Raw genomic sequence first — 25,295 nt, 5'->3', positions numbered from 1 at the left:
TAGAAAAAGCCCTAACAGCAATGTTAGGGCTTTTTCGTATCTGCAGTATTACTGTTGGTCTGTGACCAACGTGTCCCGAAAAGGTTTGCCTGTTGCCCGCAACCCCGGCCGTCCGACACTTATTTTAGACCTCAGCAGCAATGCTGGGGTCTTTTTGTATTTGAGGGATTATTTTGTAAGACCAATGCGCTCGTGCGTGCGCGAGTCCAATTGAGCGCAAGCTCGGCCGCTTCGCCATTTACTCCAGATCTCAGCAGAAATACTGGGGTCTTAATTCTTATCGCTCTTTGGCTGACGAATACAGACCAATAAATCAAAGCAATCTTAAACTTATTGAAAGCCTAGGCATTGAAAGTTCTGATTGCTTGTTGTGTATGCAAGGATCTTAGTATTTAGGTGGTTAATGTCCTAAGAGACTGGTTCAATTGGTATTGTTTCTTATCGAGTAGAGAATAAAAAGCCGACCTAATGGTCGGCTTAGCTAGCAAAGATGAATGAAATTTACGCTTGAACTAAAGTAAGGGCTTTTTTTGATACCTCATGAGCCGCTTTAGTCATATTTTGTTTCTCAAGTGCATCAGCTAAATAGGCATAATCAGATACACTAGAACGTACTTGAAGTGCTTGCTCTAAATGCTGTTGAGCCTCGGACCAGTTTTCATTTCTTAGATAGAACTGCGCAAGAGCGCTGTGCGCTGGAGCATTATTGCCGTCTTTTCTTAGCATATCTTCTAGGAGCACAACGACAGGATGATAATCTGCTAGTTTTATATCAGGCAGTAGTGCATAGAGGTTTGAATCTGGGTGCTTTTTGAGGTTCTCTTTGACCAATGTAAAAGCTTCACTGTCTGCTTTACGAGCGATAAGCTGCTTTGCAAAGCATTCAATCAAGTGAACATTGCTCCTTAGCTTGCGAGTAAGGCTGTTCCAATGAGCTATCAACCCTTCACTGCCTTTTTGCTCTGCAACTTCCTCTAGCAAGCCGCATTGCGCACGTTGGGTTAACTGAATCTGCTCATCTTTAGTAATGATTTTACTTTTCACAAGTGAAGGTAAGGTATTCAGCAGGGGTTTCCACATTTTAAGTTCAATGTAGACATTTTTTAATAGATTAAGAACGACACGATTATTTGGGTAGCTGGATTTGAGTTGAGTTAGCGTCTCAAATGCTGCCGTGTAATTGGCTTCTTTTACTTGCTGTTTTGCTCTGGTGAGTTCAACTGCCAGTAGAGCGTTTTCTTGCTCAGATGCGAGTTTAAGATAGCGGTCACGCTTTTCATTGTCTCCCATTCCCTGTGCCGCTTCTGAAGCCACTAAATAGCATAGTAGAGGCATATCATGGTGATTTGCCCAGCGAGTGACTTTCTTTTCTGCCAGTTTGAAGTCCCCCTCAAGTAACTTGATGATGCCTTCATTGGTGAAGCGGCGAGAGCGGCGCATTTTTCGGATACCAAAATAGTTCCAGGTTGCTGAGCCCACATAAAGGGTTGTCTTGATCAGATACTCTAAGCTAAAAAGCGCTGCCAATAATGCAATGACCAATATGACAAATGTGGTGAAACTCATCTCAATGGTCGTATCTACAACCGAAATCAGGACGTAGCCCTGCTGGCCAGCATATTTGGTACCGGCAAAAAGACCAGCACCTAGGGTGACGAATAGAAAAATTAATCTGAACATTATTTTTCCTCCGTAACCAAGGTGGTCACTTCATGTCGCAGACGATCATGGATAACGTCAGACAAAAGTTGCTCTGTGTCTAACTTTGCAGGGTACTCAACTTGTACATTTTGCTTACTTAGCATCTTTAGAGCTTTATTGAACTCAATAACCGCATTGGTGTGTTGGTCGAAGAATGAACTCGACCATTTTTCAGCAGTGGTTAACGCCGTTTGGTAAATATCTTGCTGCTCAACGTATACCGCCTTGATCGCTGTTTCCAGTTTGGCCTTCATGTTCTCTTTAAGGTAGAAATGTTGCTCTGGAGATAACAAAGGAGTGACATTGCCATCACGGGTGCGGAATGTGATGAAGCTCTCAGAGAAGTCTTTAAGTGACGTCATCAGATTGTCTTTCCAATCATAGATGTCTTCAGAGACATGCTGAACTCTCCGCTCGGGCGCATCAGGAAGGATTGCATTGGCTAACGGAAGGCTGTCTACTTGCTGTTGCAGCGACGTTAATCTAAGAACCAGACCTTCTCGATCGATAATCGGTATGGATTTAAGCGCCGTGATGTCATGGGCCATGGTTCGACGCAAAGGTACCAAGCTAGGATCGCTCAACGCAGCGATACGTTGGTCGGCGCTTTCCATCAGTTTTGTGGCACTGACGGTATCATGCTCCAAAAATAGTTTTCGGCCTGCTAATTTCACTAGATAATCGGCTTCTGCCAATAGCCAGTCATTCGGGCGACGACCTTTTACGTCAGCAAGTGCAAGCTGAAGACCTTCAATGCTTTTTTGCTGCTGTGATAAAACAGTTTCTGTTTTGTGACTGATCTCAGTGGCTTTTGCTAATGTTTCCTGCTGAGTGGCGTTCAAATCCTGCTTAAAAGAAACGGTAGTTTGTTCCAGTTGCTTTTGCAGTTGCTCAATTTGAGATTGGTACTCAGCATTTTGTAGCGTTACCTGAAGTGTAAAACCACCACATAGTAATGAAACGAAGATTGCAACCGCACCAAGTTTAATTCCGCGCTTAGCATTTTTTTCTTGTTGTCGGATTGTGTCTGGTGACGCTTTAGTTCCAGACTTTTTCTTGGAAGATGCAGAGGGAGATTCAGACGCATTAGAAATGTCGTTGGAAGACTCTTGAGTCTCAGCAGATGATGCTGCTTCTTGGTCTTTCTCAGGTTCAATGTAGTCGTTTTTATTTTTACTTGTCATTGCGATTGTCCTGTTTCACGTTGGCCGGAGAGTAGCCAGTAAATCCTTATTGGAAGCGCTTCCCGTGTTGGTTATATGAACAAAGCCTATTTGTTGCGCTTCATTTGCGATACGTGCACTCGGCACATAAAGTTGCAGTCCGAGTGCCCAGTTCAATTGCGCTTGTGTAAGCTGTGATACAAAATAACTCAGCTGACCTGAACTGGTGATGACTAACTGTTGGATATGTTTATCCTGCCAGAAAGGGACGAATAAATCTGAGTCAAAAGCAAGGTTTTGTCGTTTGTATACTTCAAGATAACTGACCTGAGCGCCTCGAGATTTGAGTGTCTCGTAGATTAGCTCTCGTCCACCGTTGCCTCGAAGGATAACGACCTTTTTACCTTTGACTCTTTTTAGTATGTCCAGTTTGAGCAAATGCTCGCTGTCACCGACGTCGGGGTAGTGTACTTTTTGCTGGCTGAATTTGCTTAAAACATGTGCGGTTTTTTGACCGACGGCAATGTAGGTTGCTGTTTGAGGCCATTCTTTCTGAGATGTAAAGGCTTGTTGTGTGAGCGTGACCGCATGTTGGCTGACGGCAAGAATACAGTCGAACTGACAAAGCTGCGTGTCAATGCCGGAGAGATCTTTCCCCGGCAGGATTTCGATAAGAGGTTGATGAAGCGCGCAGATACCCGCGCTGTTGAGTTGTTGGCAGAGTGAGCGGCCTTGTTCACCTGGCCGAGTAACCAACACTGCCATAAAGTTACTCGTGAACCGCGTACAGTCTAGTCAAGATATCGCGTGCACCGTCATCCAGTAGTTGGTTGGCCAATGTCACCCCAAGTTTCTCAGCATCAGCGCGCGAGCCTTTGATTTCGCCGCGCACAATCTTGGAGCCGTCAGGTTCGCCGACAAGCGCACGCAACCAGATGTCATCACCATCGAGTAGGGAGTAGCTGCCAATAGGTACTTGGCAACCCCCTTCCAAGGTTAAATTCATTGCGCGCTCACACAGCACGCGATCAGCAGTATCTTTGTGGTTGAGTGGTTCAAGTAACTTGATAAGACGTTCATCATCTAGGCGGCATTCAATGCCAACTGCACCTTGCCCAACAGCGGGTAGAGATTGTTCTGGCTCGATAAAGCTGCGAATTCGCGCTTCTAGATCTAGGCGTTTCAAACCTGCTGCTGCAAGAATGATGGCATCATATTCGCCAGCATCGAGTTTACCCAAACGTGTACCTACATTACCGCGTAGTTCCTTGATGACCAGATCTGGACGGTATTCCTTAATCTGACACTGACGGCGCAGACTGCAAGTGCCGACAACTGCACCTTGTGGTAGTTCGTCAATGTTAGCGAAGGTATTGGAAACGAAAGCATCTCGTGGGTCTTCACGCTCACAAATCGTAACTAACCCTAGCCCTTCGGGAAAATCAACCGGTACATCTTTCATTGAGTGAACGGCTAAATCTGCACGTCCTTCCAGCATGGCGACTTCGAGCTCTTTTACGAACAAACCTTTGCCACCTACTTTGGCTAATGGAGTGTCGAGAATGACGTCGCCTTTCGTCACCATAGTCACAAGTTCAACTTCCAAACCAGGGTGCGCTGCTTGAAGAGCATCTCGTACATAATAGGCTTGCCAAAGAGCAAGAGGGCTTTTGCGTGTAGCAATTCGAATTGGAGTCGATTGAGTCATGATGGTCTTTGAAAAACAGTTTTGATGGGCTAATCCTACCATTCTCTTGGAAAAAGTCTTACTGCTAGATCGTCTCGATAAATATCAGACGTCCGACTAGCAGAAAATATTCAAAATAGTGTGATGTTCATCTCGTTTGTAAAATGGGCTATTATTACAAAAGGCGGATACGTACCACACTATGTCGCGAGCATATTGATTAACAAAACAATGTCGATTCGATCGTACATTTCTTTACCAATCGAAATAAAAGTGTTAGATTGATCACGTTTTGTTAGTGCTTTAGAACAATTTGTCGTCAAGGCACAATTAGGAATCAAACAAGGAATCACCCTTGCAGGCTTATATAAAGACGCTTATCCAGAGACTTGATAACCTAAACCAGCAGCGTATTGAGCGCGCGCTGGCTCTTATGGATATGCAAAGTCAGCGTGTTTTCCATCTGATTCCTACTCTTCTGCATTTCAATCACCCAGCCATCCCCGGTTATTACGATTCTCAAGTCCCCTACGGTGTATACGGTCTCGAATTCAATGAAGTGCAGAAGCAGTTCATTGAGGATACTGAGCTTACGATTGGGCAATCGCTGCGCACCAGTGCAGAGTCGGCCATCCTTGGTTTGTATACTATGGGGAGCACCTCTTCGATTGGGCAGAGTAGTTCGAGCGACCTCGATATCTGGGTGTGTGTATCACCGTCGATGAGCTGTGAAGAAAGGGAATGCCTAACCAATAAATGCCTGCTGATCACCGACTGGGCTCAGACACAGGGTGTTGAGGCAAATTTCTTCCTGATGGATGAGGAGCGCTTTCGCACCAATCGCTCTGAAGAAATGACAGGTGACAACTGTGGTTCATCCCAGCACCTTTTGCTACTGGATGAATTTTATCGCTCTGCTGTTCGCCTTGCCGGTCAACGTTTGCTATGGCAAATCGTGCCACCTGAAATGGAAGAGTGTTACGACGAGTACGTTCTAGATCTGTGTCGCCAAGGTTGCATAGATTGCTCGCAATGGATTGATTTTGGCCAACTAAACCGTATTCCAGCCGAAGAATATTTTGGCTCAAATCTATGGCAGTTATACAAGAGCATTGACTCACCTTATAAGTCGGTGCTGAAAGCGATTTTGCTTGAAGCGTATTCGTGGGAGTATCCGAACACTCAACTCCTCAGTATTGATACCAAGCGTCGCTTTTTTGCCCATGAACCTGACCTTTACGGGATGGATGCATACTATTTGATGCTTGAAAAGGTGACGCGCTATCTTGTACGCATTGGTGATCACGCGCGTCTTGACCTTGTCCGTCGCTGCTTTTATCTAAAAACGCATGAGAAGTTATCTCGTGAGCCTGACATGGGCTCCGTTGCTTGGCGCCGTGAAGCCATGAGTGACATGATCCAGAAATGGCATTGGGAGCATTCAGTGCTTGTTGAGCTGGATGATCGCCGTAACTGGAAGGTTGAACAAGTGAAAGTGGTTCACCATGCCTTACTTGATGCACTTATGCTGAGCTACCGGAACCTGATTCAATTTGCTCGACGCAACGACATCACTTCTGCGATCAGTCCGCAAGACATTAGTATTTTAGCGCGTAAGCTTTATGCTGCGTTTGAGGTTTTACCTGGTAAGGTGACTTTGCTTAACCCGCAAATTTCACCAGATTTACATGAATCCGACTTGAGCTTTATTGAAGTGAGGCCGGGTCGTACAAATCAAGCTGGTTGGTACCTCTATAAGCAACCCCTTCAGCCAGAACGTCTTCTTGGTCAGCCATTCTTAGAACATAATGAATACCTCAGTAAGTTGGTCGCTTGGTCATTTTTCAATGGTCTAATTACAGAGTCGACGCGTCTGCACTCGGTAGTTCGTGATGCTCACTTGGATATTGATAAGTTTTATCAGATGGTCAGCGATTTACGGAATACCTTTTCATTGCGTAAGCGTCGCCCAACCATGCAGGCATTGGCGAGTCCTTGTGAAATCAGCCAGCTGGCAATGTTCATTAACTTTGAAAATGATCCTACTGCGGCATTGAGTGGGCGTTCGCTGAAAGTTGACCTTAAAACGACAGATATTTTTAGCTTCGGTTCAAAACAAACCTGTCTGGTTGGTAGTGTCGATCTGGTGTATCGGAATTCTTGGCATGAAGTGCGCACGCTGCATTTTAAAGGTGAAACTGCTATGTTGGACGCGTTAAAGACCATTATGGGTAAGATGCACCAAGACGCGCTACCACCAGAATCCGTCGATGTGTTCTGCTATAGCAAAAATCTGCGTGGTGTGATGCGCAACATGGTTTATCAACTGCTCGCTGAATGCATTGATTTGCGCCTTAAGCCGATTGAACAAGAGAAGCGTCGCCGTTTTAAAGCGCTGCGTATTGCTCAGCAAACCTATGGCTTATTTTTTGAACGTCGTGGTGTATCTGTACAGATGTTGGAGAATTCGGTCGATTTTTATCGCAGTATTTCGACCAGTAAGCTGAAAGGCTCGCCTTTGTTAATGTTAGACAAAGAACAAGACTACCAACTACCAGAAATTGTTGATAGCTTTGCCAGTGAGGGTTTGATTCAGTTCTTTTTTGAAGACTCTGCACAAGGTTTCAATATTTATGTGTTGGATGAGGCGAATCGTGTTGAGGTATACCATCAATTCAGTGGCATGAAAGATGAGATGATTGCCAGCGTGAATAGTTTCTACACGTCCGTCAAAGATGATAATGAATTATCGACTCAGTTTATTAACTTCAATTTGCCGCAATACTACCAAATCGTTCACCCAGTAGAAGGTGATTCTTATATTGTGCCTTATCGAAATGATGGCTCGAACTATTCCAAGCCTAGTCGTGCCGTAAATGCGTAACTTGAATCGATGAAAAAAGAGCACTCAATGTGCTCTTTTTTGTGTCTAGCCTATACGGGTAACTAAACCCATTCAATCTCTTCCTCTGAATGTTTTTCGCATTCTTGTTTTACCATCGCAATCAGCTCTAAGCCCGTTTTTGAGCAGGTCCACTGACCTTCTACCATTGCGAAGTGGAAGCCACCAGATTTAGATGCCAGCCAGATTTCTTTCATTGGTTCCTGGCGATTAATAATGATTTGGCTGCGGTCTTCAAACTCTAGGGTCATGACATTACCAGAAGTTTCATAATCAATGTCCGCACCTGAATCATCAATCATTTCTTCGATAATTTGCATTTGAGCATCTGCCAACTGATGAAATTCAGTCTCGTTCATCTTGTAATCCTATTGCTTTTCCTGAGTGTGGTGCGATTATAGGGGGCATTGAAAGATTAATCACGATACAACCCATGAAAAAATCACTCATCGCTCTGTTTCTATTATCTGTTCTTGGTCTGACTGGATGTGGTCAGACTGGTCCTCTTTACATGCCTGAAGATGCATCTCAGAACGAGCAGCCTTCACAACAATAAATAATGACATAAGGGATAGCACTTTGGATTACTTCAACTATCAGGATGATGGCCAACTTTGGGCCGAAGATGTTCCATTAACTGACTTAGCAGAGCAATTTGGAACACCACTTTACGTATATTCTCGCGCAACATTTGAGCGTCATTGGCATGCTTTTGATAAATCCGTTGGTAAGCACCCGCACCTAGTGTGTTATGCGGTTAAAGCCAACTCGAACTTAGGTGTACTTAATACACTCGCTCGTCTTGGTTCAGGTTTTGATATTGTCTCTGGTGGTGAGCTGGAGCGTGTGATTGCAGCGGGCGGTGAAGCAAGCAAAGTGGTCTTCTCTGGTGTCGGCAAAACGGCGCCTGAAATGAAACGTGCACTTGAACTGGGTATCAAGTGTTTCAATGTAGAGTCTGAGCCAGAGCTAGAACGGCTTAACAAGGTCGCGGGTGAGCTGGGCGTTAAAGCGCCGATCTCATTGCGTATCAACCCTGATGTAGATGCTAATACGCACCCTTACATTTCTACGGGGCTTCGTGACAACAAGTTTGGTATTGCCTTTGACCGTGCACCTGAGGTGTACCAGTTCGCGCAAAGCCTTGAAAACTTAACGATCAAAGGTATTGACTGTCACATTGGCTCTCAATTAACGGATATCGAACCGTTTATTGATGCTACTGACCGTTTGCTGGCACTTATTGATGATTTAAAAGCACAAGGCATCAATATTGAGCATCTTGATGTGGGTGGGGGGCTGGGTGTGATCTATCGTGATGAGCTGCCACCAGAGCCTTCTGAATATGCCAAAGCACTGTTAGGTCGACTGGAAAACCATCAAAGTCTGGAGCTGATTTTCGAACCAGGCCGTGCAATTGCAGCCAATGCAGGTGTATTGCTGACGAAGGTTGAGTTTCTAAAACATACAGAACATAAAAACTTCGCCATTATCGATGCCGCAATGAATGACTTGATGCGACCGGCTCTGTATCAGGCATGGCAAGACATTGTTCCTGTTAACCCACGTGAAGGTGAATCAGTGACATACGATCTGGTTGGCCCAATTTGTGAGACGGGTGATTTCCTTGGTAAAGACCGCGCTCTAGTGTTGCAGGAAAATGACCTACTTGCTGTTCGCTCAGCAGGTGCGTATGGCTTTGTGATGTCATCCAATTACAACACACGTACTCGCGTTGCTGAAGTGATGGTTGATGGCAATAAAGTTCATCTAGTACGTCAGCGAGAAGAGCTGTCGAGCCTATGGGCGCTAGAAAATATTCTTCCGGAGTAATTGGAGTCTTATGCATTTCCATTTTTCTAAAATGCATGGTTTGGGTAATGACTTCATGGTCGTTGACTGCATTACTCAGAACATTTTCTTTTCTCCTGATTTGATCCGTCGTCTGGCGGATCGTCATACAGGAGTCGGCTTTGACCAGCTGTTAGTGGTTGAAGCCCCTTATGACCCAGAAACCGACTTTCACTACCGTATCTTTAATGCTGATGGTAGTGAAGTAGAGCAGTGTGGTAACGGTGCACGTTGTTTTGCTCGTTTTGTGCGTATGAAAGGCCTGACTAATAAGTACAGCTTCACTGTCAGTACAAAGAAAGGCAAAATGGTCCTCAATATCGAGGAAGACGATCAGGTGACGGTTAACATGGGTGTGCCAGAATTTGAGCCGAGCAAGATTCCATTCAAAGCTAAGCAGACCGAAAAGACCTATATCTTACGTACTGATGATAAGACGTTGTTCTGTGGTGCAGTAAGTATGGGGAATCCTCATGTTGTCACTGTAGTTGATGATACCAATACCGCTGATGTCGATACTTTAGGCCCGCTACTCGAATCTCACGAGCGTTTTCCTGAGAGAGTAAATGCTGGTTTTATGCAGGTATTAAGCCGCAGCGAAGTGAATCTTAGAGTGTATGAACGTGGTGCTGGTGAAACTCAGGCATGCGGCAGTGGGGCTTGTGGTGCGGTTGCAGTAGGTATTGTTCAGGAATTACTGGACGAAAAGGTGAGAGTCAACCTGCCAGGTGGTTCGCTAAAAATTAGCTGGCAAGGACCAGGAAAACCTCTTTATATGACGGGCCCTGCCACTCATGTGTTCGATGGTCAGCTAAGCTGTTAAGAAGAGAAAAAATAAAGGAACTAACGTGTCGCAGATTGAAGCTGATGCGCTGACAGCTGAGGTTGTCGCGGAATACTTGCGTGACAACCCAGATTTTTTTAGCACCCGAAGTGATTTAGTCGATCGCCTTGCCTTGCCTCATCAAGAGCAGGGTGCGGTGTCACTGGTCCATGTTCAAATGACCAGACAACGTCAGCGTATTGAAGAGCTAGAAGAAGAGATAACCACTCTGATGTCGCTGGCGAAAAACAATGATCGTACTTTTCATGAGTTTATGAGTTTACAGGAGCATATCCTGACTTGTGATGCCTTGTTGCCAGCGGTTAAAGCTGTTGAAGAGATGGCTAAATCTCTCGGGTTGATGGCGTATGTGCGTTTGCTCGATAGTGAGTCAGCGTATTACTCGCTCGATAAAGACAATTACCAGCGTTTTGCTACTAATCATCTCAATGGTAAGAGTGCTTATTTAGGGCGGATGCGTAAGGCGGATAGAGAACTGCTGTTTGGTGATACAACGCGCGCACCTGAGATGGGATCTTACGTGGTGTTGCCACTGAATAAGAAGTCATTACAAGGTATTCTGGCCTTTTCCAGTACCGATGGAGGGCACTTTCAGCCGCATATGGACACCTTATTCCTGCGACATCTCGCTCTGGTGCTTTCTCACCTGGTAGAAACTCTTCCTTGGCAAAGTGAAGACCATGAACGAATCAGTAATACCTCTGCCTAACGGACTTAAAAGCCCTCTCAATCGCTTCTATGAGTATTTGAGAAGTGAGAAAGGGCTTAGTCTGCATACTCAACGTAATTACAAGCAGCAACTGGAAACCATGGCTCAACATTTGGTGACTATGGGGTTGAAAGACTGGTCTCAGGTTGATGCGGCTTGGGTTCGTCAACTGGCGAGTAAAGGTATGCGCGATGGCATGAAAGCCAGTAGTCTTGCTACTCGATTGTCCGCATTACGGAGTTTCTTTGATTTCTTAATCCTGCGAGGAGAATTAACAGCAAATCCTGCCAAGGGTGTGTCTGCTCCAAGGAAGAAAAGGCCCTTGCCGAAGAATCTCGATGTGGATGAAGTCGGTCAGTTACTCGAGGTCAACGAAGATGACCCGTTAGCCATACGCGATAGAGCGATGATGGAACTGATGTATGGCGCAGGTTTACGGCTGGCTGAGATGGTCAGTGTCGATACACGCGATGTCAGTCTATCCTCTGGTGAGATACGTGTAGTAGGTAAAGGTGACAAAGAGCGCAAAGTGCCTTTTTCTGGTATGGCAGAAGAGTGGGTTGCCAAATGGCTCAAAGTACGAGGTTCACTAGCTAATGCGGATGAGTCTGCGTTGTTTGTGTCTAAGCTGGGGGTGCGGATTTCACACCGTAATGTGCAAAAGCGCATGGCTGAATGGGGACAAAAACAGTCTGTTGCCAGTCATATCAGTCCACATAAACTGCGTCACTCGTTTGCCACTCACATGCTGGAGTCGAGCAACAATCTCAGAGCCGTTCAAGAGCTGCTGGGTCATGAAAACATCTCAACCACTCAGATCTATACGCACTTGGACTTTCAGCATCTTGCCGATGTCTACGATCAGGCTCATCCCAGAGCCAAAAAGAAAGAGAGTGATTGATGTATTTTTATCGCCAGTTACCTGTCATTGAAGCGATGACGTTTGATCTTGATGATACCTTGTATGACAACCGTCCTGTGATTCTTAGGGTGGAGGCGCAGGTGGTTGCTTGGCTGCATAAACACCACCCGATTTCTGCGAGCAAACCACTAAGCTGGTGGCATGAGTTAAAAATGGAATTGGTGGTTGCTGACCCCTGGCTACAAAATGATATGACGTTGTGGCGCCATACTCAGATAGAGCAAGGCCTTTATCGACTCGGCTATGAGCAAACAGAGGCCAAATGTGCCGCTGATCAGGCCATTCAGGAAGTACTGCGGCTACGCAGTGATTTTACTGTACCTGAACAAACGCATCAGGTTATGCAGAGGCTTGCTAAGCAAATGCCTTTAGTGGCAATTACCAATGGCAATGTGGATGCCGAGCGCATTGGTTTGGCTAAGTATTTTTCCTTAATTCTTCAATCAGGGCCGGATGGCTATGCTAAACCACACCCACAGATGTTCAACAAAGCCATCAATCATCTTCAATGCTCGGCGCAGAACATCTTACACGTTGGTGATCATTTGATTAGTGATGTTAAAGGTGCCAAAAATAGTGGCTTGTCGGCGTGTTGGTTCAACGATCAAGGTTCTAGCTTAATCCAGCATCGAAGAGCTCGGACATTGCCCGACATTGAAGTCTCCTGTTTACAGGAATTATTGCTACTGTGTGAGAACTCCGGTTCGCTTTGAGCCGTGCACGATGGATGGCTATATGTCCCAACTAGGATACGGAGCCGAAACAGCGCCCAATCATCGTGCAGTGAGTCAAATTTTACCAAGTGCACCACGGGAAAATGGTTGCGCAGTGCTCACAACCTAGCGGCGTGTGAGATAGCGGAAGAAGTAGGGGGGGCTATTTACAAGGTGTCTATCTCAGGGTACCAAAACGGCTATTTTAGCGCGTGCCCGCTTTTATCCGCCTGAAATGCTTTCATGTAGTGACTGAGAAACTGCCGTAAATGCTCTGCTTGTGGTTCTTGGCCTAAAGAACCTATGATTTCTGCACCCACTTCTAGTGTGCATAAATGGCCCTCATCTTGATTACGCCTCAGCTGATAGTTGGATGTAGAAGCTGGTGCTAAGTGCACTTTGGGAAGTGCCTGCAGCCAAGGGCTTTTACGCAGCATTTTCCTCGCTTCTTGCCAAGTCCCATCAAGAATAATGAATAAAGGCTTATGTGCTTTCTGCTCTGTGTGCCGAGTAATCTGGTTGATGGGTAGGCTATCTTGACCAGGAAACAGCAGCAGCGGTTGATAACCCTCATGGTTGATTAGTCGAGCCAGTTCGGAGCAGGGCTGTTTGCGTTGCCAGATATGTTGACTGCTAGGATGGACCGTTTTCAGTAGCCACTGCCCAGTGTTTGTTTCCCGCTGACACTCATTTTCGTGCATCAAGATAGCTAGATGTGCTGGCACATTGATGTTAGGTAAGTACTTACAAACACAGTTGTGATTCAGCAAACACTTTGGGCAGGGGCTTGAAGTCGACATCTTATAGCGTGACGCCTCCCTGATGAGGAGTCAGACCATCGGAAAACAGCTGAACTGGGCTGATTTCATCGTAGTTTGCCACGGGCGCGACACTTGGATTGAGGGGGTAGTGTGTACCGTTAAATTGCAAAGTGTGCTGGTTGGGTACGGCGCCGCCACCGCTAACAAACATAACCAGATCGCGCCAATTTTGATGAGACTGTTTCCCTAAATTTAAAGGCGTTTGAACCAATGTAATCCGGCTATTGAATTGCCATTTCTGATCCACATTGTTGAAAATCAGCAAGGTGCAACCACCTGAGCCGCACCAGTCTAGCTGAGCCAGCAATTCTTTGCTGCCATCGCCATTAAGATCGTACGTCAACCAGCGATAACGTGTGCCAGTGAGATCCTGCTTCTCTTCTTTGAAGTAATCACGCAGAGCTTGATCAACTCGTGGGTTAAACTCCGCACTTGACGGGACTTTATTGCTGTCTGCCAAGGTTTTTTGGGAAGAAAGAGTATTACCCGTTTTGTAAAGCGTGAGTCCGCCATCCGTAATGTCGTAGACAACGTTACCCACTTTCTCCTTATTTGTGAACAGTCGGTTATCCACTTGGGTGTAGATACGCTCTGAGTTAAGTCTTTGCCCCTGTAAGTGAGTACCTACAATTTGAACTTGATTGCGATTCAATTGTTGCCAGAACCCTTTTTCAACCGTATCCGATCCACCATTCTGATAGCGGTAAGTGGTGTTGGCGGTGTGGTCTGGGTTTATTGCCAGAGAAACGCTAAAGGGAGCATTCTTGCTTGTTTGAGCCTGATAAGTCGCCGCCCAGCGTTGGGTCGTGTCTTGGTTTGATAACGTCGCACAGCCACGATAGGTTTTATCGCCGATTGTGAGGGTTGAGCTCCAGCCGTAAAGACTATCACTCATACCATCACTGCAACTACGCAGGTTAAGCTCTAGTTGGCCTTGGCTGAATGTGTAGCGGCGGCGATCCGCTTCAATCTTTGTTGTGGTCAGCTCTAGTTGTTGTGTTTCTTGGCCCATCTGGCTGAATTGTAGGGCCTTGTCTGCAAATTGAACTGACCAGAATGGCTCGTTACCAAAGGCCGTCGTAGGCTGAACAGTTTGTGCGCAACGTTGGGTGTTTTCTGCTGTCAGTAGGTTAATCTTGTCGACTACGAAGCGTGCAGCATAATCAGCAGCAAATCCTTCTTTACCCGTTGGTTTAAGATGGCCAATCACCTCGCCGTACAGTGGTGCATAAGGAGAACGTACCAGCTTCATCCCTTGCTGGAATCTATCTTCAGGCAGATCCAACCAATATTGTTGCTGGCTACCACACGGCACAATAGAGCGTACTTCATGACCAAGGATGACTTCACCGCGCATGACAAAAGTTTGAGGTTTTATCGAGGAAGGGTCACTCAGCGTTGCTTGGGGGCTGTGCGCTTGCTCCGGTCCGGATTGAAAACCGGCACAGGCCTGAAGGGCCAGTAAGGTCGTCACTGTTACTGGGTTTCTTAACGCCTTCATGCTATATCTTCCTCATACTTAATTATTCGGACGTCATTATGGCATATTGGTTATTCAAAACAGAACCGGACACTTTCTCTATTGACACACTTCGCACACAAAATACTTCCTGCTGGGAAGGGGTGCGTAATTATCAGGCGCGCAATATGATGCGAGATCAGGTCAAAGAAGGTGATTTGGTGCTGATTTACCACTCTTCATGCAAGAAGGTTGGAGTCGCTGGTATTGCGAAAGTAACCAAAGAGGCTTACCCCGATCATTTCGCCTTTGACCCTGAAAGTGACTATTTTGACCCGAAGTCTACGCCAGATAACCCACGCTGGGTGATGGTGGATATTGAGTTTGTCAGAAAGACGGAAAGGCTGATCCCTCTTTCAGTTATGAAAGCGATGCCTGAGCTGGAAAACATGCCTTTGGTGAAGCGTGGCAATCGCCTGTCAATTATGCCGGTGAGTGAGCAGGAATGGCAGGCGATACTGGATAAAGAGAAATTACCGTCGCAAAGGTAATGCGTTTCTCTTAAAGAGTGAAGATTAGAACAAGTGAGTATGTAGGTAGTGTGCCACCGCATCGTCGGCGTTACTGCCTATCACTTCATTATCTGGCAACGCTTGTTTCACCTTGATATGCGAAGTTTCCATCACCAAGCCTTTGCCTGCCATGGACAACATTTCAACATCATTCATCCCATCACCAAAAGCAACACAGTTTTCCAGTGTGAGATTGAGAGACTCAGCCACAACTTTAAGCGCTTCTCCTTTCGATACTTCTGCCGCCATTACTTCCAGACACCAAGGAGTAGAGAACGCCACATTGAGCTGGTGACCAAACTTGTCATTGAGTTGTTGCTCAAACTTAACCAGATGGTCGTGATCTTTAGCTGGATGGGTAAAGAAGATTTTCGCTATTCCATTGGTTGGCGCCACATCGGCATCAAAGCGCTGATAGGCGAAACCAGATTCACTGTGGAATTTCGCGAGCATGTCGTCGTCTCTGTCTAGGAGCCAGCTATCATTCTGATACATATGGATAAAAATATCAGGATCTTGTCTGATCACATCGATCACAGGTTGAACCAGATTTTGCGGTACATTGTTGCTATACATTAGGTTGTCGTCTTGATCGTGAACTCGAGCACCGTTTGAGGTGATCATGTAAGCTGGGATGCCGGCGAGTTGACGAATACCTGAAACATCGACGTGGTGACGACCGGTAGCAAAGATAAAGGTGTAGCCCTTCTGGTGCAGTTCGCTCAGCGTTTGCTTTGAGAAGTCACTCAGCTGGTGGTTAGGCGCCAGTAAAGTGCCATCGAGATCAGAAGCTACCAGTTGGAAAGGAGTCTCTTTGCGTGTGTCTGTCATATCACCCTCGTGCGTAATGCGTTGAACAGCCCAGTAAGGGCAGAGTGACTATTCTACTGCAACAGAAAGGGGAAAAAGAGGGTAAAATTTACCCTCGAGTATTTCCTATTTTTATCAATGCTGATTGAAGAAAGACAGTGTGGCATCCAGTGCTTGATCGCGATATTCGTCTTTTTCGAATAATACTTCGTGGCGCGAGCTGTAAATGATCTTTAGCGCGCACTGATAGTTGGTTTTCGCCAGTTTCTTGATGAATTTGAGCTGATCCTGATTGGAAACGATCTGGTCACTGCTAGCTTGAAGGAGTAACAATGGGATTTTTATCTGGCGCGTCATCAGGTGACACTTTCTGGCCGCCATTAATCCCTGCCACACCCAGCGCGTGCTGGCTCCGCCAATTTTTAGCTCTGGTCTCTGCTCATAGAGATCACGAAACCAGTGATAGCGGATTTGGCTTTGAGTTAGGAAGTTACCTTCAAATGGTTTTGGGTAATAGGGGGCTTGGCCGGGGGCAAAAGTTGGCTTGGGCGCAAGCGCAGTCATGATTTGGCCAAGGGGTATTGCGATTGGTTTAAGATGCCAGGGCAGATTGACGCCAAACATAGGTGCACTTAGTGACACCGCCGAAAATGAATGACCTGGGTAGCTCTGTAGGTAACGAGTGGCGATATTGCCTCCCATTGAATGGCCGAGCAAGTAACGTTTATCGTAACCACTTAAGTCAAAGTGATGAATCAGATCATGTAAATCTTGCACATAGTCCTCGAAATCTTCGACATAACCCATTTGCTGGTCTTCAATCAGTCGATCTGACAGGCCCTGACCTCGATGGTCGAAGGAGTAGATGTCATAGCCTTGTTGGAACAGGTCATAAAACAGTTCCTGATACTTCCAGGTGCACTCTATACGGCCATTGACCACCACGATAGCTTTGGTGTGCTCCGGAGAGGTAAGTTTCACCCAGAATAGGCGGATTTTATCAAATGACTTAAAGAAGCCTTCCTCACGGGAGCGCCAAAATTGAGCAATATTGTTATTGATTGCTTGCTCAAAATTCGACTCTTGAGTATAAGGTGGATTAATGCTGGTGCTCGATTCATTCATGATATCGGGGCCTAGTATCAACACTGACAAGTAAACAAGTCTAAATTATGTGTGGCTAAGGAAGTTTAGTCGAGAGGAAAACACTATGGATATGCATGTTTGGTTAGCCTACGTAGTGACAGCTATTGTATTCAGCCTCGCTCCAGGTTCAGGAACCGTGAATTCAATCAGTAATGGTCTGAGCTATGGTACACGTAAATCTCTCTCAGCGATCGCAGGGCTGCAAATTGGGCTGACGTTACACATTATCTTAGTCGGTGCCGGCATTGGAGCCTTGGTTGCTCAATCAGCAACTGCATTTACCGTGATTAAATGGGTCGGTGCAGCTTATTTAGTTTGGCTAGGTATTCAGAAATGGCGCGATAAATCTGGTTTGGCGACTCACACCGAAGGGGAAGTGTTATCCGGCACTAAACTGATGAGGAATGCTGTTCTGATTAATCTGACCAATCCCAAATCCATCGTATTTTTGGTCGCGCTGTTTCCGCAATTCATTGACCCTGCCAAAGATCAGCTGACGCAATTGGCGGTATTGGGAGTAACAACTGTGGTGATAGACTCGATTGTTATGCTGGGTTACACCTCTTTGGCGGCACAAATGGGGCGTTTTATCCGTTCTGATAAGATTATGAGTAGGATCAACAAGGTATTTGGTTCCATGTTTGTCGGTTGTGGGGCATTATTAGCGGCTGCCAAAGCTTAAGTAATTTCAAGGTGTAGCAGTCAATGCGCGATACCTATGTGGCTCGTCAGCCCATTTTAAACGCCAAAAGACAAACGCTCGGGTATGAACTGTTGTTCCGTGACGGAGAAAACAATGCATACCCAGCTCATGTCGATTCCAACCGTGCAACGTATCGTTTAGTTGTCGAGAACTTCCTGTCTCTGGGCACTAACCCTGCTTTTGCACAATCGCGCAGTTTCATCAACTTCCCGTATAAAAGCCTTATTCGTCGCTTACCTCTGTCGCTGCCCAGAGAGCAGATTGTCATTGAAGTACTGGAAACTTGTCCACCGACGGACGAGCTATATGAAGCGATAAAAGAGCTCAACGCTGCAGGTTACCTGATTGCACTAGATGACTTTGTTTATAGTCCTGAGTGGGAACGCTTCTTACCATTTGTTCAGATCATTAAGCTTGATATCATGGCGATGGGGTTAGACGCGGCGTGTGAATTTGTCCAAGAGCATAAGTCACGCGGGATCCGCCGTAAGTTTCTTGCTGAGCGAGTTGAAACAGAAGAACAATTCTTAACCGCGCGTTCGGCGGGCTTTTCGTTTTTTCAAGGCTTCTTTTTTAGTAAGCCTGAAGTAATCCGTCAGCAATACATTAGCCCTGAACAGGTGATTGCGATGGAGTTGCTTCGTGAAGTATGTCAGACCAACGTCGACTTCGAGAAAGTCGAAGCTATCGTGGCGAAAGACGTTGCGCTGTCTTATAAATTGCTCCGCTTTGTAAACACCATGTCGGAAAGGCTCGAAGTCAGCATCTCTTCATTTAGGCAGGCTCTGGTGTATCTTGGTGAAGACAAACTTCGTATCTTTGTTTCGTTGGCGGTGGCGTCTTTTATTTCCGCTAAAAAGCCCAAAGAGTTGTACAATCTTTCGTTGCAACGCGCTCAGTTTTGCCAGTTGATGGCGAACGAAAATCCATTCAGCCAGTTCCGTGAACAGGCTTTTCTTATTGGCTTGTTCTCAACCTTGGATGCGTTACTGGATCTCTCGCTTGAGGAGTTGGTTAAGCAGTTGCCGCTCAATAAGGCGATTAAGGTTGCTTTACTTGAGCGCCAAGGTCCTTATGGCATCTTGCTTAGGTTGGAAGAGTGCTATGAACGGGCTGACTGGCAAGGCATGCAGGAAGCGTGTCGTCAATTGAACCTATCCGTCGATGACGTTATGCCGCGCATTTCTGAAGCGCAGCGCTGGAGTCAGGACATCAACCGCCTGGTATAAGGCAGCTCTTCTCTTTTGTGAATATTTTATGACAGTGCCGATTGGGTATTGATCTTCAGTTCGGTTTAAATAATTATATATGCATATCCATATATGAGTATATTTAAATGTTGCCACATCAGTTTTTCAAATTACTATCTGACGAAACTCGAGTCCGTTGCCTGATGCTGATTGAACGTGAAGAGTGTTTGTCAGTGGGTGAATTGACCGAAGCGCTTCAGGAAAGCCAGCCGAAAATCTCCCGTCATCTGGCTCAGCTACGTTCAGGTGGTGTGTTGGTTGACGTCCGCCAAGGGCAATGGGTGTTTTATCGTTTGTCGGCGGAATTGCCGGGTTGGATGAAAAAACTGATTGATGATCTTGTCGCGTCTAACTGCCTCAAAACAGAGTACCAACAAGATATAGAAAGACTTCATGCTATTCAGGCTCGTCCTGTTTGCTGCCAGTAATTTGAAATAAGAGAGATAGAAAGATGACAATTAAAGTCGGAATTAACGGTTTTGGTCGTATTGGACGTTTGGCTCTGCGTGCGGCGTTTGATTGGGATGAACTGGAGTTTGTGCAGATCAATGATGTGGCGGGCGATGCCGCCACACTCGCACACCTGCTGGAGTTTGATTCAGTTCAAGGGCGCTGGAATCACGAGGTCAAAGCGGAAGGCGATCAAATCCTGATTAACGATCAGGTTATCAAAGCAACGCAAGAGAAAGACATTGATGCCATCGACTGGTCTGGCTGTGATGTTGTGATTGAAGCGACGGGCAAACACCGTAAAACCTCGATCCTTAAAAAGTATCTAGCTCAAGGTGTGAAACGAGTCGTGGTATCTGCGCCAGTTAAAGAGGAAGGTGTGGCGAACATTGTGGTGGGTGTGAATGATCATATCTTTGACCCAGAAGCGCATCAGATTGTTACTGCAGCGTCTTGTACGACTAACTGTATTGCACCAGTCGTTAAAGTGATTCATGAGAAGTTGGGTATTGCACAGTCTTCTTTTACCACTATCCATGACCTGACCAACACGCAAACCATTCTTGATGCGCCACATAAAGATTTGCGCCGTGCCCGTGCTTGCGGCATGAGCCTTATCCCGACAACGACTGGCAGCGCAACAGCGATTGTGGAAATCTTCCCAGATCTGAAAGACAAGATTAACGGCCACGCGGTGCGCGTTCCTCTGGCTAACGCATCACTCACAGACATCATCTTTGATGTGAAACGCGATACCACAGCGGAAGAAGTGAATGCGTTACTTAAAGAGGCGTCACAAGGTGAGTTGAACGGTATTCTTGGTTTTGAAGAACGTCCGCTGGTATCGATTGATTACAAAGGCGACCAACGTTCAACCATCGTTGATGCGCAGTCGACTATGGTGGTAGGTAGCCGCATGGTGAAGATCTACGCTTGGTACGATAATGAAATGGGCTACGCGACACGTACAGCTGAACTGGTGCGTAACGTGGGCTTGGTATAAGGAGTGATAGAGATGACACATCCGACTTGGCAATTGGATCTTGAACAAGGTGCGTTGGTACTTACTCCTTGTCCAGGTACTAAAAGCGTTGATCTGGAAGCTTCGCTTGTGCAGCTAAAAGATCAAGGTGTCGAAGCGATAGTGACGGCGCTGGATAATATAGAGTTAGAGAGCAAAGGCGTGGCTCAGCTTGGTGAAGCGGCAGAGAAGTTAGGTATGCAGTGGTTTCAGATTGAAATTGAAGATGACTGCGCACCGGGTGATGACTTTGCCGTGAAATGGCAGCAAGCCAGCTCTGCTCTACATCAGGTTGTCGATAATGGCGGTAAAGTTGCGATGCATTGCATGGGCGGGTCAGGTCGTACGGGCCTCTTGGCCGCACATCTGCTGTTAGAAAAACAGTGGCCGTTGAGCGACATTGTCAAAGAGGTACAGGCGCTACGTCCAGGTGCCTTTACCAAACCTGTTCAGGTCGATTACATCAACGCAGTTGCGGCGAAATAATTCCTTGAGGAGCTTTTGGATCACAGGTGTCCAAAAGCTCCCATCGCTGTACATAAGAGAAAATTGGGTACTCTATGATCGCAAATCTGAGTAAGAGTGTGCGTCAATATATGCTGGTGACGTTCAATTACTGGAACTTCACCATTACTGACGGTGCATTGAGAATGCTGGTGGTGCTGTATTTCCATGATCTGGGCTACAGCACGTTAGAAATCGCATCCTTGTTCTTGTTCTATGAGTTCTTTGGCGTGGTAACCAACTTGATTGGTGGTTGGCTTGGAGCAAGGCTTGGCTTAAACAAAACCATGAACCTTGGACTGGCGATGCAGATAGTGGCACTGGCGATGCTCGCGGTTCCCAATGTCTGGCTGACCATACCTTGGGTAATGCTAGCTCAAGCTTTGTCAGGTATTGCCAAAGATCTCAATAAGATGAGTGCTAAAAGTTCCATTAAGGCACTGGTGCCTGACGAGCAGCAAGGCGCCTTGTATAAGTGGGTCGCGATTCTAACGGGGTCGAAAAATGCCCTTAAAGGTGTTGGCTTCTTCATCGGTGGTTTATTGCTGTCTCTGATTGGCTTTAAGTACGCGGTGCTGCTGATGGCGGGTGTGCTAACACTGGTGCTGATCGGCAGCTTAATCGGTCTTGAAAGTGATTTGGGTAAAGCCAAAAACAAACCTAAGTTTAGCCAGATTTTTTCTAAGTCGAGTTCTATTAATATCTTGTCTGCGGCGCGCATGTTCCTGTTTGGGGCACGAGATGTTTGGTTTGTTGTCGCCCTACCTATCTATCTGGGCAGTGTGTTTGGTTGGGATCACCTTTGGGTTGGCGGTTTCTTAGCGACTTGGGTGATTGCTTACGGCTTTGTCCAAGGCTTTGCTCCTAAGATCACTGGTAAAGCACAAGGTAAAGTCCCTGACGGTAGTGCGGCGCTGATGTGGGCTGGCTTGTTGGCGGTGATCACTGCGGGAATTGCGTACGCAGTGCAAATTGGCTGGCAACCCCAGTTGGTTATCGTTATTGGACTCTTGATTTTTGGTACTGTATTTGCGGTTAACTCTTCCCTGCATTCCTATTTGATTGTTAGCTATGCTAAAGGTGATGGTGTATCACTGGATGTCGGTTTCTACTATATGGCGAACGCTATGGGTCGCTTAATTGGTACAGTACTGTCAGGTTGGATATTTCAGGTTGCGGGTTTGGCGGCGTGCTTATGGGTTTCCTTCGCATTTCTTGCTTTGACCACCCTCATTTCAATCAAGCTTCCTAAGTTGCCTCAATCAGTAACTACGTAAATTAAAACAGTCTCATGACTCAAAGTTGACCAAGGTTACACCGTGGTCAACTTTTTTATTGCTACCTTTGTTCAACACTGATTGAACAAAGGTAGCGATATGAGAGATAGAGTACTGTTTTTTGACTTATTGCGATGTGTCGCTGCTGTGGCGGTTATCGCGATTCATGTTCTTGCTCCTTATCGCCAAGAACTCGGTAGCATTCCCTTCTCAGAATGGTCTATTGCGATTGGTTTGAATAGCGCGATCCGCTGGGCAGTGCCGGTGTTCACTCTTATTACTGGTGCGCTATTGCTTAGCGATGCCCGGCCATTTGATGCAAAATACTATGTCAAACGTCGATTAGGTAAAGTTTTGGTGCCGTTTATTGTTTGGTCGCTGTTCTATGCGTATCTTTCAGGATGGAGCTTGGCTGGTTTTAATCCTGAAGAAACCAAGCAAGTGCTTGCCAATAGTGTCTTTCACGCCACTTATTATCATTTGGGCTTCTTTTATTACTTCATCCCTTTGTATTTTGTCATTCCGTTTTTTCAATATGTGATCAGGCAGTATGGTGATAGCTCGTTGTACTCTTATGTGGCTATTTGGTTGGTGACGACGTTTTTGTTTTTAATCGGCATTGATGGGCCATGGAGCCATCAAATGTGGCTCTACAGCGGCTATTTACCTCTAGGATATTTGTTGTATAAAAGAGTACCTCTGACTTCGGCTTATGTTGCCATGTTTGCGATCTTGGGGATCGGTGCACTCATCACGACTGGATACGCGGTCATTACCAACAGTGTCGAAGCGCAAGAATATACGGTAGGGCGATGGCTGTCGTATAAGACGCTTAATGTGGTTCTGGCTGCGAGCATGATTTTTATGCTAGGTCGTTATGTTGGTGAAAGCTTGCCTGATGACGCCAACAAAGTGATTGGGTTTATTAGTCAACATAGTCTCGGTATTTACATTCTCCATCCGATCTTTCTCTGGCCAATGAAAGAGTATGGCTGGTACCAAGGTCACCCTGCTTGGGTGATTCCCGTGTGGATTGTCTTGAGTGGATCTGGGGCGCTATTGATGAGTTGGATTGTGTCTAAATCCCGCCGTACTAGCTGGTTGTTGCCTTAGCATGGTTGTCAGCTAGTCACCATTAATTGGTGTTTGTTTATGCTCCCAAATCGTAACCGATTAAATTAAAAAGGTTTATGTCTAAAACATGGCATTAAACTGCCTCAGTCATCTGGTTAATTGTTATATTGAAAACTTAATCGCAGTGAAGTAAATGTTAACACTGGCTCAGGAAGAGAATATGAACAGACAATGGTTAGCGGGCTTTATCTTGTCAGTAGCTCCATTCGCCTACGGGTATGACGGCAGTTTTAACGATGCTGAGATCCATTATGTTGATTTTTTTCAGCGTACCGATGGCATCAAATATCTGGTGCATAAGATGGATCAAAGCAATATTGAACATGCGTTTGTGATGGGCCTGCCGATTATGAAAAAGTGGAATGCCCATGATCCGGTAGCTCCCCGTTTTGAATTTGGCGATGACTCACCCGTCTATTATTACTCACGTACTGATGAGATTCTATACCGAGCGCTGAAAGACTCACCGTATCAAGATCGACTGTTTCCTTTCATTACTGGCTTTAACCCCACGGATATGTTCGCGGCGGAACAAGTTGAGCAGATGATTGAAAGCGATCCCGGTTTCTGGAGAGGCATAGGTGAGATTCTGACTCGTCATGATAGTTTGTCCGCGCTGACATTAGGCGAACAGGCCAGAGCTAATCATCCTGCTTTGATGAAAGTGTATCAGGTCGCAGCGAAGCACAAAATGCCAGTGATCCTGCACACCAATATCACGTCTGAGCGAGAAATACACCCGTTGTACAAGCATGAGCTGGTGGAGGCGTTAGAAGAAAATAGTAAAACTAATTTTATCTGGGCGCACGCAGGGACCAGTTCGACACTGCTACGACGCCAGAATTTATCTTTTCTAATCGATGAAGTCAGCGAGCTGCTGGATGATTACGCTAACCTCTACATCTTGGCATCTTGGAGCTTGCGCGATGTGATACTGGCGAGTCCTGAATCGAAGCAAGCATGGGTAGCGTTGATCAAAGAGTATCCCGATCGCTTCATGATTGGTTCTGATGTTGTAGGCCGCTTTAAAATTACGGGTGAAGTTTTATCTCGTTGGGATGAAGTGTTGGATGCGCTGCCAGATGACGTGGCTGAAAACATGGCGAAAAACAATATGCTCAAAATGGTGAAGCGCTAGATCAGCGCTTCATCGCGAAGTGAAGAAACTTATCACCTTGATAAGTCAGCACGCCTTTGTCTCCAGGATTTAAGGCATGAAAGTAGTGCACTCCAACCTGAAATTCTCGCTTGGGGCCTAGATACCCTTTCTGCACGTAGATCCAATATTCCTGTTCGTTTTGGCCTAGTTGGGTGTCTGGGATATCAATTGCCTGCTTATCGATTATGGTGACGCCCGCTGTTTGTTCAGGTGCATCTTCTCCCTGAATGTGTCTACGATAAAGTTGCCTAAACCCCCAGCCACTGGCGATGATAAACACAACAATGGCGATGAATAACGTTAATGGCATGCCTTCTCTCCCAAAAAGCTGATGGGTTATTTTAGTGTTAGTTTGACCACAGGTTGAGGCTTTGAACATAACAGTGAGCTTCAGCTATGACTATTTGTAGCATTCTTCGAGATACGTCACACGTTAGTGGTGATTTTGTCAGTATGCTTATAGAGCTAGTCATTGATTCCTTTACATTAATTTACTT

Annotated in this window: 26 protein-coding genes; 16 read left to right on the top strand and 10 right to left on the bottom strand. The window is 46.0% G+C overall.

The window, feature by feature from the left end; translation table 11 throughout:
- Positions 1-501 precede the first annotated feature (501 nt).
- Genes OH455_RS21030 through hemC form a run of 4 tightly spaced genes read right to left on the bottom strand, consistent with a single transcriptional unit; the run spans position 502 to position 4,572 of the window.
- A complete protein-coding gene (locus tag OH455_RS21030; protein ID WP_269982704.1) occupies positions 502-1,680 on the bottom strand; it encodes a heme biosynthesis protein HemY in 1,179 nt (392 codons plus the stop codon).
- Entirely contained in the window at positions 1,680-2,885 is a 1,206-nt protein-coding gene (locus OH455_RS21025; protein ID WP_269982703.1) for a uroporphyrinogen-III C-methyltransferase, read from the bottom strand. Before OH455_RS21025 ends, OH455_RS21030 begins: the two co-directional genes overlap by 1 nt.
- Before the next feature lie 15 nt (positions 2,886-2,900).
- Positions 2,901-3,629, bottom strand: coding sequence for a uroporphyrinogen-III synthase (locus OH455_RS21020; protein WP_269982702.1), 729 nt, complete (start codon positions 3,627-3,629; stop codon positions 2,901-2,903).
- Positions 3,630-3,633: 4 nt separating this feature from the next.
- Positions 3,634-4,572, bottom strand: coding sequence for a hydroxymethylbilane synthase (gene hemC / locus OH455_RS21015; protein ID WP_269982701.1), 939 nt, complete (start codon positions 4,570-4,572; stop codon positions 3,634-3,636).
- 334 nt (positions 4,573-4,906) lie between these two features.
- Here hemC and OH455_RS21010 point away from each other — a divergent pair, with 334 nt between their 5' ends.
- Positions 4,907-7,435, top strand: a complete 2,529-nt coding sequence (locus OH455_RS21010) for a class I adenylate cyclase (protein WP_269982700.1) — start codon at positions 4,907-4,909, stop codon at positions 7,433-7,435.
- A gap of 62 nt (positions 7,436-7,497) precedes the next feature.
- Here the strand turns inward: OH455_RS21010 and cyaY are convergent, their stop codons facing one another.
- Positions 7,498-7,812 carry an iron donor protein CyaY gene (gene cyaY, locus OH455_RS21005; RefSeq protein WP_045975643.1) on the bottom strand — a complete coding sequence of 105 codons (315 nt, stop codon included), beginning with the start codon at positions 7,810-7,812 and terminating at the stop codon, positions 7,498-7,500.
- Positions 7,813-7,886: 74 nt separating this feature from the next.
- Here cyaY and lptM point away from each other — a divergent pair, with 74 nt between their 5' ends.
- The 6 genes from lptM to yigB are packed head-to-tail and all read left to right on the top strand — an operon-like array spanning position 7,887 to position 12,492.
- Positions 7,887-8,009, top strand: coding sequence for an LPS translocon maturation chaperone LptM (lptM, locus tag OH455_RS23440; protein ID WP_045975644.1), 123 nt, complete (start codon positions 7,887-7,889; stop codon positions 8,007-8,009).
- A 23-nt stretch (positions 8,010-8,032) separates the two neighbouring features.
- Complete coding sequence (lysA, locus tag OH455_RS20995) at positions 8,033-9,286, top strand: diaminopimelate decarboxylase (RefSeq protein WP_045975645.1); 1,254 nt, start codon at positions 8,033-8,035, stop codon at positions 9,284-9,286.
- A 10-nt stretch (positions 9,287-9,296) separates the two neighbouring features.
- Positions 9,297-10,127 carry a diaminopimelate epimerase gene (gene dapF / locus OH455_RS20990; protein ID WP_269982699.1) on the top strand — a complete coding sequence of 277 codons (831 nt, stop codon included), beginning with the start codon at positions 9,297-9,299 and terminating at the stop codon, positions 10,125-10,127.
- 25 nt (positions 10,128-10,152) lie between these two features.
- Entirely contained in the window at positions 10,153-10,857 is a 705-nt protein-coding gene (locus OH455_RS20985) for a DUF484 family protein (protein WP_269982698.1), read from the top strand.
- The gene (gene xerC / locus OH455_RS20980; RefSeq protein WP_045975648.1) at positions 10,829-11,758 is read left to right on the top strand and encodes a tyrosine recombinase XerC; all 930 of its coding nucleotides are present in this window, start codon (positions 10,829-10,831) and stop codon (positions 11,756-11,758) included. Before OH455_RS20985 ends, xerC begins: the two co-directional genes overlap by 29 nt.
- Positions 11,758-12,492: a 5-amino-6-(5-phospho-D-ribitylamino)uracil phosphatase YigB gene (yigB, locus tag OH455_RS20975; protein ID WP_269982697.1), complete on the top strand. Its 735-nt coding sequence runs from the start codon at positions 11,758-11,760 to the stop codon at positions 12,490-12,492. Before xerC ends, yigB begins: the two co-directional genes overlap by 1 nt.
- A 200-nt stretch (positions 12,493-12,692) precedes the next feature.
- Here the strand turns inward: yigB and OH455_RS20970 are convergent, their stop codons facing one another.
- Together OH455_RS20970 and OH455_RS20965 are read right to left on the bottom strand one after the other, a co-directional pair.
- A complete protein-coding gene (locus tag OH455_RS20970) occupies positions 12,693-13,292 on the bottom strand; it encodes a tRNA-uridine aminocarboxypropyltransferase (RefSeq protein ID WP_269982696.1) in 600 nt (199 codons plus the stop codon).
- A 1-nt stretch (position 13,293) separates the two neighbouring features.
- Entirely contained in the window at positions 13,294-14,814 is a 1,521-nt protein-coding gene (locus OH455_RS20965) for a COG3650 family protein (protein ID WP_269982695.1), read from the bottom strand.
- A 38-nt stretch (positions 14,815-14,852) separates the two neighbouring features.
- Between OH455_RS20965 and OH455_RS20960 the strand changes: the two genes are divergently transcribed.
- Positions 14,853-15,323 carry an EVE domain-containing protein gene (locus OH455_RS20960; RefSeq protein ID WP_206371721.1) on the top strand — a complete coding sequence of 157 codons (471 nt, stop codon included), beginning with the start codon at positions 14,853-14,855 and terminating at the stop codon, positions 15,321-15,323.
- A gap of 24 nt (positions 15,324-15,347) precedes the next feature.
- On the opposite strand, the gene OH455_RS20955 is transcribed toward OH455_RS20960, so the two are convergent.
- Positions 15,348-16,175, bottom strand: coding sequence for a Cof-type HAD-IIB family hydrolase (locus OH455_RS20955; RefSeq protein WP_269982694.1), 828 nt, complete (start codon positions 16,173-16,175; stop codon positions 15,348-15,350).
- Positions 16,176-16,289: 114 nt separating this feature from the next.
- A complete protein-coding gene (locus tag OH455_RS20950; RefSeq protein ID WP_269982693.1) occupies positions 16,290-17,279 on the bottom strand; it encodes an alpha/beta fold hydrolase in 990 nt (329 codons plus the stop codon).
- 85 nt (positions 17,280-17,364) lie between these two features.
- Here OH455_RS20950 and rhtB point away from each other — a divergent pair, with 85 nt between their 5' ends.
- The 8 genes from rhtB to OH455_RS20910 all read left to right on the top strand — a co-directional run bounded on the left by rhtB (position 17,365) and on the right by OH455_RS20910 (position 24,777).
- Positions 17,365-17,982: a homoserine/homoserine lactone efflux protein gene (gene rhtB, locus OH455_RS20945; protein WP_045975655.1), complete on the top strand. Its 618-nt coding sequence runs from the start codon at positions 17,365-17,367 to the stop codon at positions 17,980-17,982.
- A 23-nt stretch (positions 17,983-18,005) separates the two neighbouring features.
- Positions 18,006-19,232 (top strand): EAL and HDOD domain-containing protein, encoded by a 1,227-nt coding sequence (locus OH455_RS20940; protein ID WP_269982692.1) that lies wholly within the window; start codon positions 18,006-18,008, stop codon positions 19,230-19,232.
- 107 nt (positions 19,233-19,339) lie between these two features.
- Positions 19,340-19,681: a metalloregulator ArsR/SmtB family transcription factor gene (locus OH455_RS20935; RefSeq protein ID WP_206371718.1), complete on the top strand. Its 342-nt coding sequence runs from the start codon at positions 19,340-19,342 to the stop codon at positions 19,679-19,681.
- Positions 19,682-19,704: 23 nt separating this feature from the next.
- Entirely contained in the window at positions 19,705-20,706 is a 1,002-nt protein-coding gene (locus tag OH455_RS20930) for an ArsJ-associated glyceraldehyde-3-phosphate dehydrogenase (RefSeq protein WP_045975658.1), read from the top strand.
- Positions 20,707-20,718: 12 nt separating this feature from the next.
- Complete coding sequence (locus OH455_RS20925; protein ID WP_269982691.1) at positions 20,719-21,210, top strand: cyclin-dependent kinase inhibitor 3 family protein; 492 nt, start codon at positions 20,719-20,721, stop codon at positions 21,208-21,210.
- Positions 21,211-21,284: 74 nt separating this feature from the next.
- Positions 21,285-22,505 carry an organoarsenical effux MFS transporter ArsJ gene (gene arsJ, locus OH455_RS20920; RefSeq protein WP_269982690.1) on the top strand — a complete coding sequence of 407 codons (1,221 nt, stop codon included), beginning with the start codon at positions 21,285-21,287 and terminating at the stop codon, positions 22,503-22,505.
- A gap of 99 nt (positions 22,506-22,604) precedes the next feature.
- On the top strand, positions 22,605-23,618 hold the full coding sequence (locus tag OH455_RS20915) for an acyltransferase (RefSeq protein WP_269982689.1): 1,014 nt from the start codon (positions 22,605-22,607) through the stop codon (positions 23,616-23,618).
- Between the two features lie 181 nt (positions 23,619-23,799).
- The gene (locus OH455_RS20910; protein WP_269982688.1) at positions 23,800-24,777 is read left to right on the top strand and encodes an amidohydrolase family protein; all 978 of its coding nucleotides are present in this window, start codon (positions 23,800-23,802) and stop codon (positions 24,775-24,777) included.
- A gap of 1 nt (position 24,778) precedes the next feature.
- Here OH455_RS20910 and OH455_RS20905 read toward each other — a convergent pair whose 3' ends face one another.
- The gene (locus OH455_RS20905) at positions 24,779-25,108 is read right to left on the bottom strand and encodes a DUF2500 domain-containing protein (RefSeq protein ID WP_269982687.1); all 330 of its coding nucleotides are present in this window, start codon (positions 25,106-25,108) and stop codon (positions 24,779-24,781) included.
- Positions 25,109-25,295 lie beyond the last annotated feature (187 nt).

The sequence above is a fragment of the Vibrio sp. T11.5 genome (genome assembly GCF_027587155.1).
GTDB lineage: Bacteria > Pseudomonadota > Gammaproteobacteria > Enterobacterales > Vibrionaceae > Vibrio > Vibrio neptunius.
This window is presented reverse-complemented; position numbering and strand designations above follow the sequence as displayed.

Coding starts and splice junctions, on each gene's coding strand:
- OH455_RS20905 (WP_269982687.1), bottom strand. CDS start 25,108: ATGCCATTAACGTTATTCATCGCCATTGTTGTGTTTATCATCGCCAGT.
- OH455_RS20935 (WP_206371718.1), top strand. CDS start 19,340: ATGTTGCCACATCAGTTTTTCAAATTACTATCTGACGAAACTCGAGTC.
- OH455_RS20965 (WP_269982695.1), bottom strand. CDS start 14,814: ATGAAGGCGTTAAGAAACCCAGTAACAGTGACGACCTTACTGGCCCTT.
- OH455_RS21025 (WP_269982703.1), bottom strand. CDS start 2,885: ATGACAAGTAAAAATAAAAACGACTACATTGAACCTGAGAAAGACCAA.
- OH455_RS20955 (WP_269982694.1), bottom strand. CDS start 16,175: ATGACAGACACACGCAAAGAGACTCCTTTCCAACTGGTAGCTTCTGAT.
- lptM (WP_045975644.1), top strand. CDS start 7,887: ATGAAAAAATCACTCATCGCTCTGTTTCTATTATCTGTTCTTGGTCTG.
- OH455_RS20940 (WP_269982692.1), top strand. CDS start 18,006: ATGCGCGATACCTATGTGGCTCGTCAGCCCATTTTAAACGCCAAAAGA.
- OH455_RS20950 (WP_269982693.1), bottom strand. CDS start 17,279: ATGAATGAATCGAGCACCAGCATTAATCCACCTTATACTCAAGAGTCG.
- yigB (WP_269982697.1), top strand. CDS start 11,758: ATGTATTTTTATCGCCAGTTACCTGTCATTGAAGCGATGACGTTTGAT.
- OH455_RS21020 (WP_269982702.1), bottom strand. CDS start 3,629: ATGGCAGTGTTGGTTACTCGGCCAGGTGAACAAGGCCGCTCACTCTGC.
- dapF (WP_269982699.1), top strand. CDS start 9,297: ATGCATTTCCATTTTTCTAAAATGCATGGTTTGGGTAATGACTTCATG.
- OH455_RS20915 (WP_269982689.1), top strand. CDS start 22,605: ATGAGAGATAGAGTACTGTTTTTTGACTTATTGCGATGTGTCGCTGCT.
- OH455_RS20910 (WP_269982688.1), top strand. CDS start 23,800: ATGAACAGACAATGGTTAGCGGGCTTTATCTTGTCAGTAGCTCCATTC.
- arsJ (WP_269982690.1), top strand. CDS start 21,285: ATGATCGCAAATCTGAGTAAGAGTGTGCGTCAATATATGCTGGTGACG.
- hemC (WP_269982701.1), bottom strand. CDS start 4,572: ATGACTCAATCGACTCCAATTCGAATTGCTACACGCAAAAGCCCTCTT.
- OH455_RS20960 (WP_206371721.1), top strand. CDS start 14,853: ATGGCATATTGGTTATTCAAAACAGAACCGGACACTTTCTCTATTGAC.
- rhtB (WP_045975655.1), top strand. CDS start 17,365: ATGGATATGCATGTTTGGTTAGCCTACGTAGTGACAGCTATTGTATTC.
- OH455_RS20970 (WP_269982696.1), bottom strand. CDS start 13,292: ATGTCGACTTCAAGCCCCTGCCCAAAGTGTTTGCTGAATCACAACTGT.
- OH455_RS21030 (WP_269982704.1), bottom strand. CDS start 1,680: ATGTTCAGATTAATTTTTCTATTCGTCACCCTAGGTGCTGGTCTTTTT.
- xerC (WP_045975648.1), top strand. CDS start 10,829: ATGAACGAATCAGTAATACCTCTGCCTAACGGACTTAAAAGCCCTCTC.
- cyaY (WP_045975643.1), bottom strand. CDS start 7,812: ATGAACGAGACTGAATTTCATCAGTTGGCAGATGCTCAAATGCAAATT.
- OH455_RS20930 (WP_045975658.1), top strand. CDS start 19,705: ATGACAATTAAAGTCGGAATTAACGGTTTTGGTCGTATTGGACGTTTG.
- OH455_RS20925 (WP_269982691.1), top strand. CDS start 20,719: ATGACACATCCGACTTGGCAATTGGATCTTGAACAAGGTGCGTTGGTA.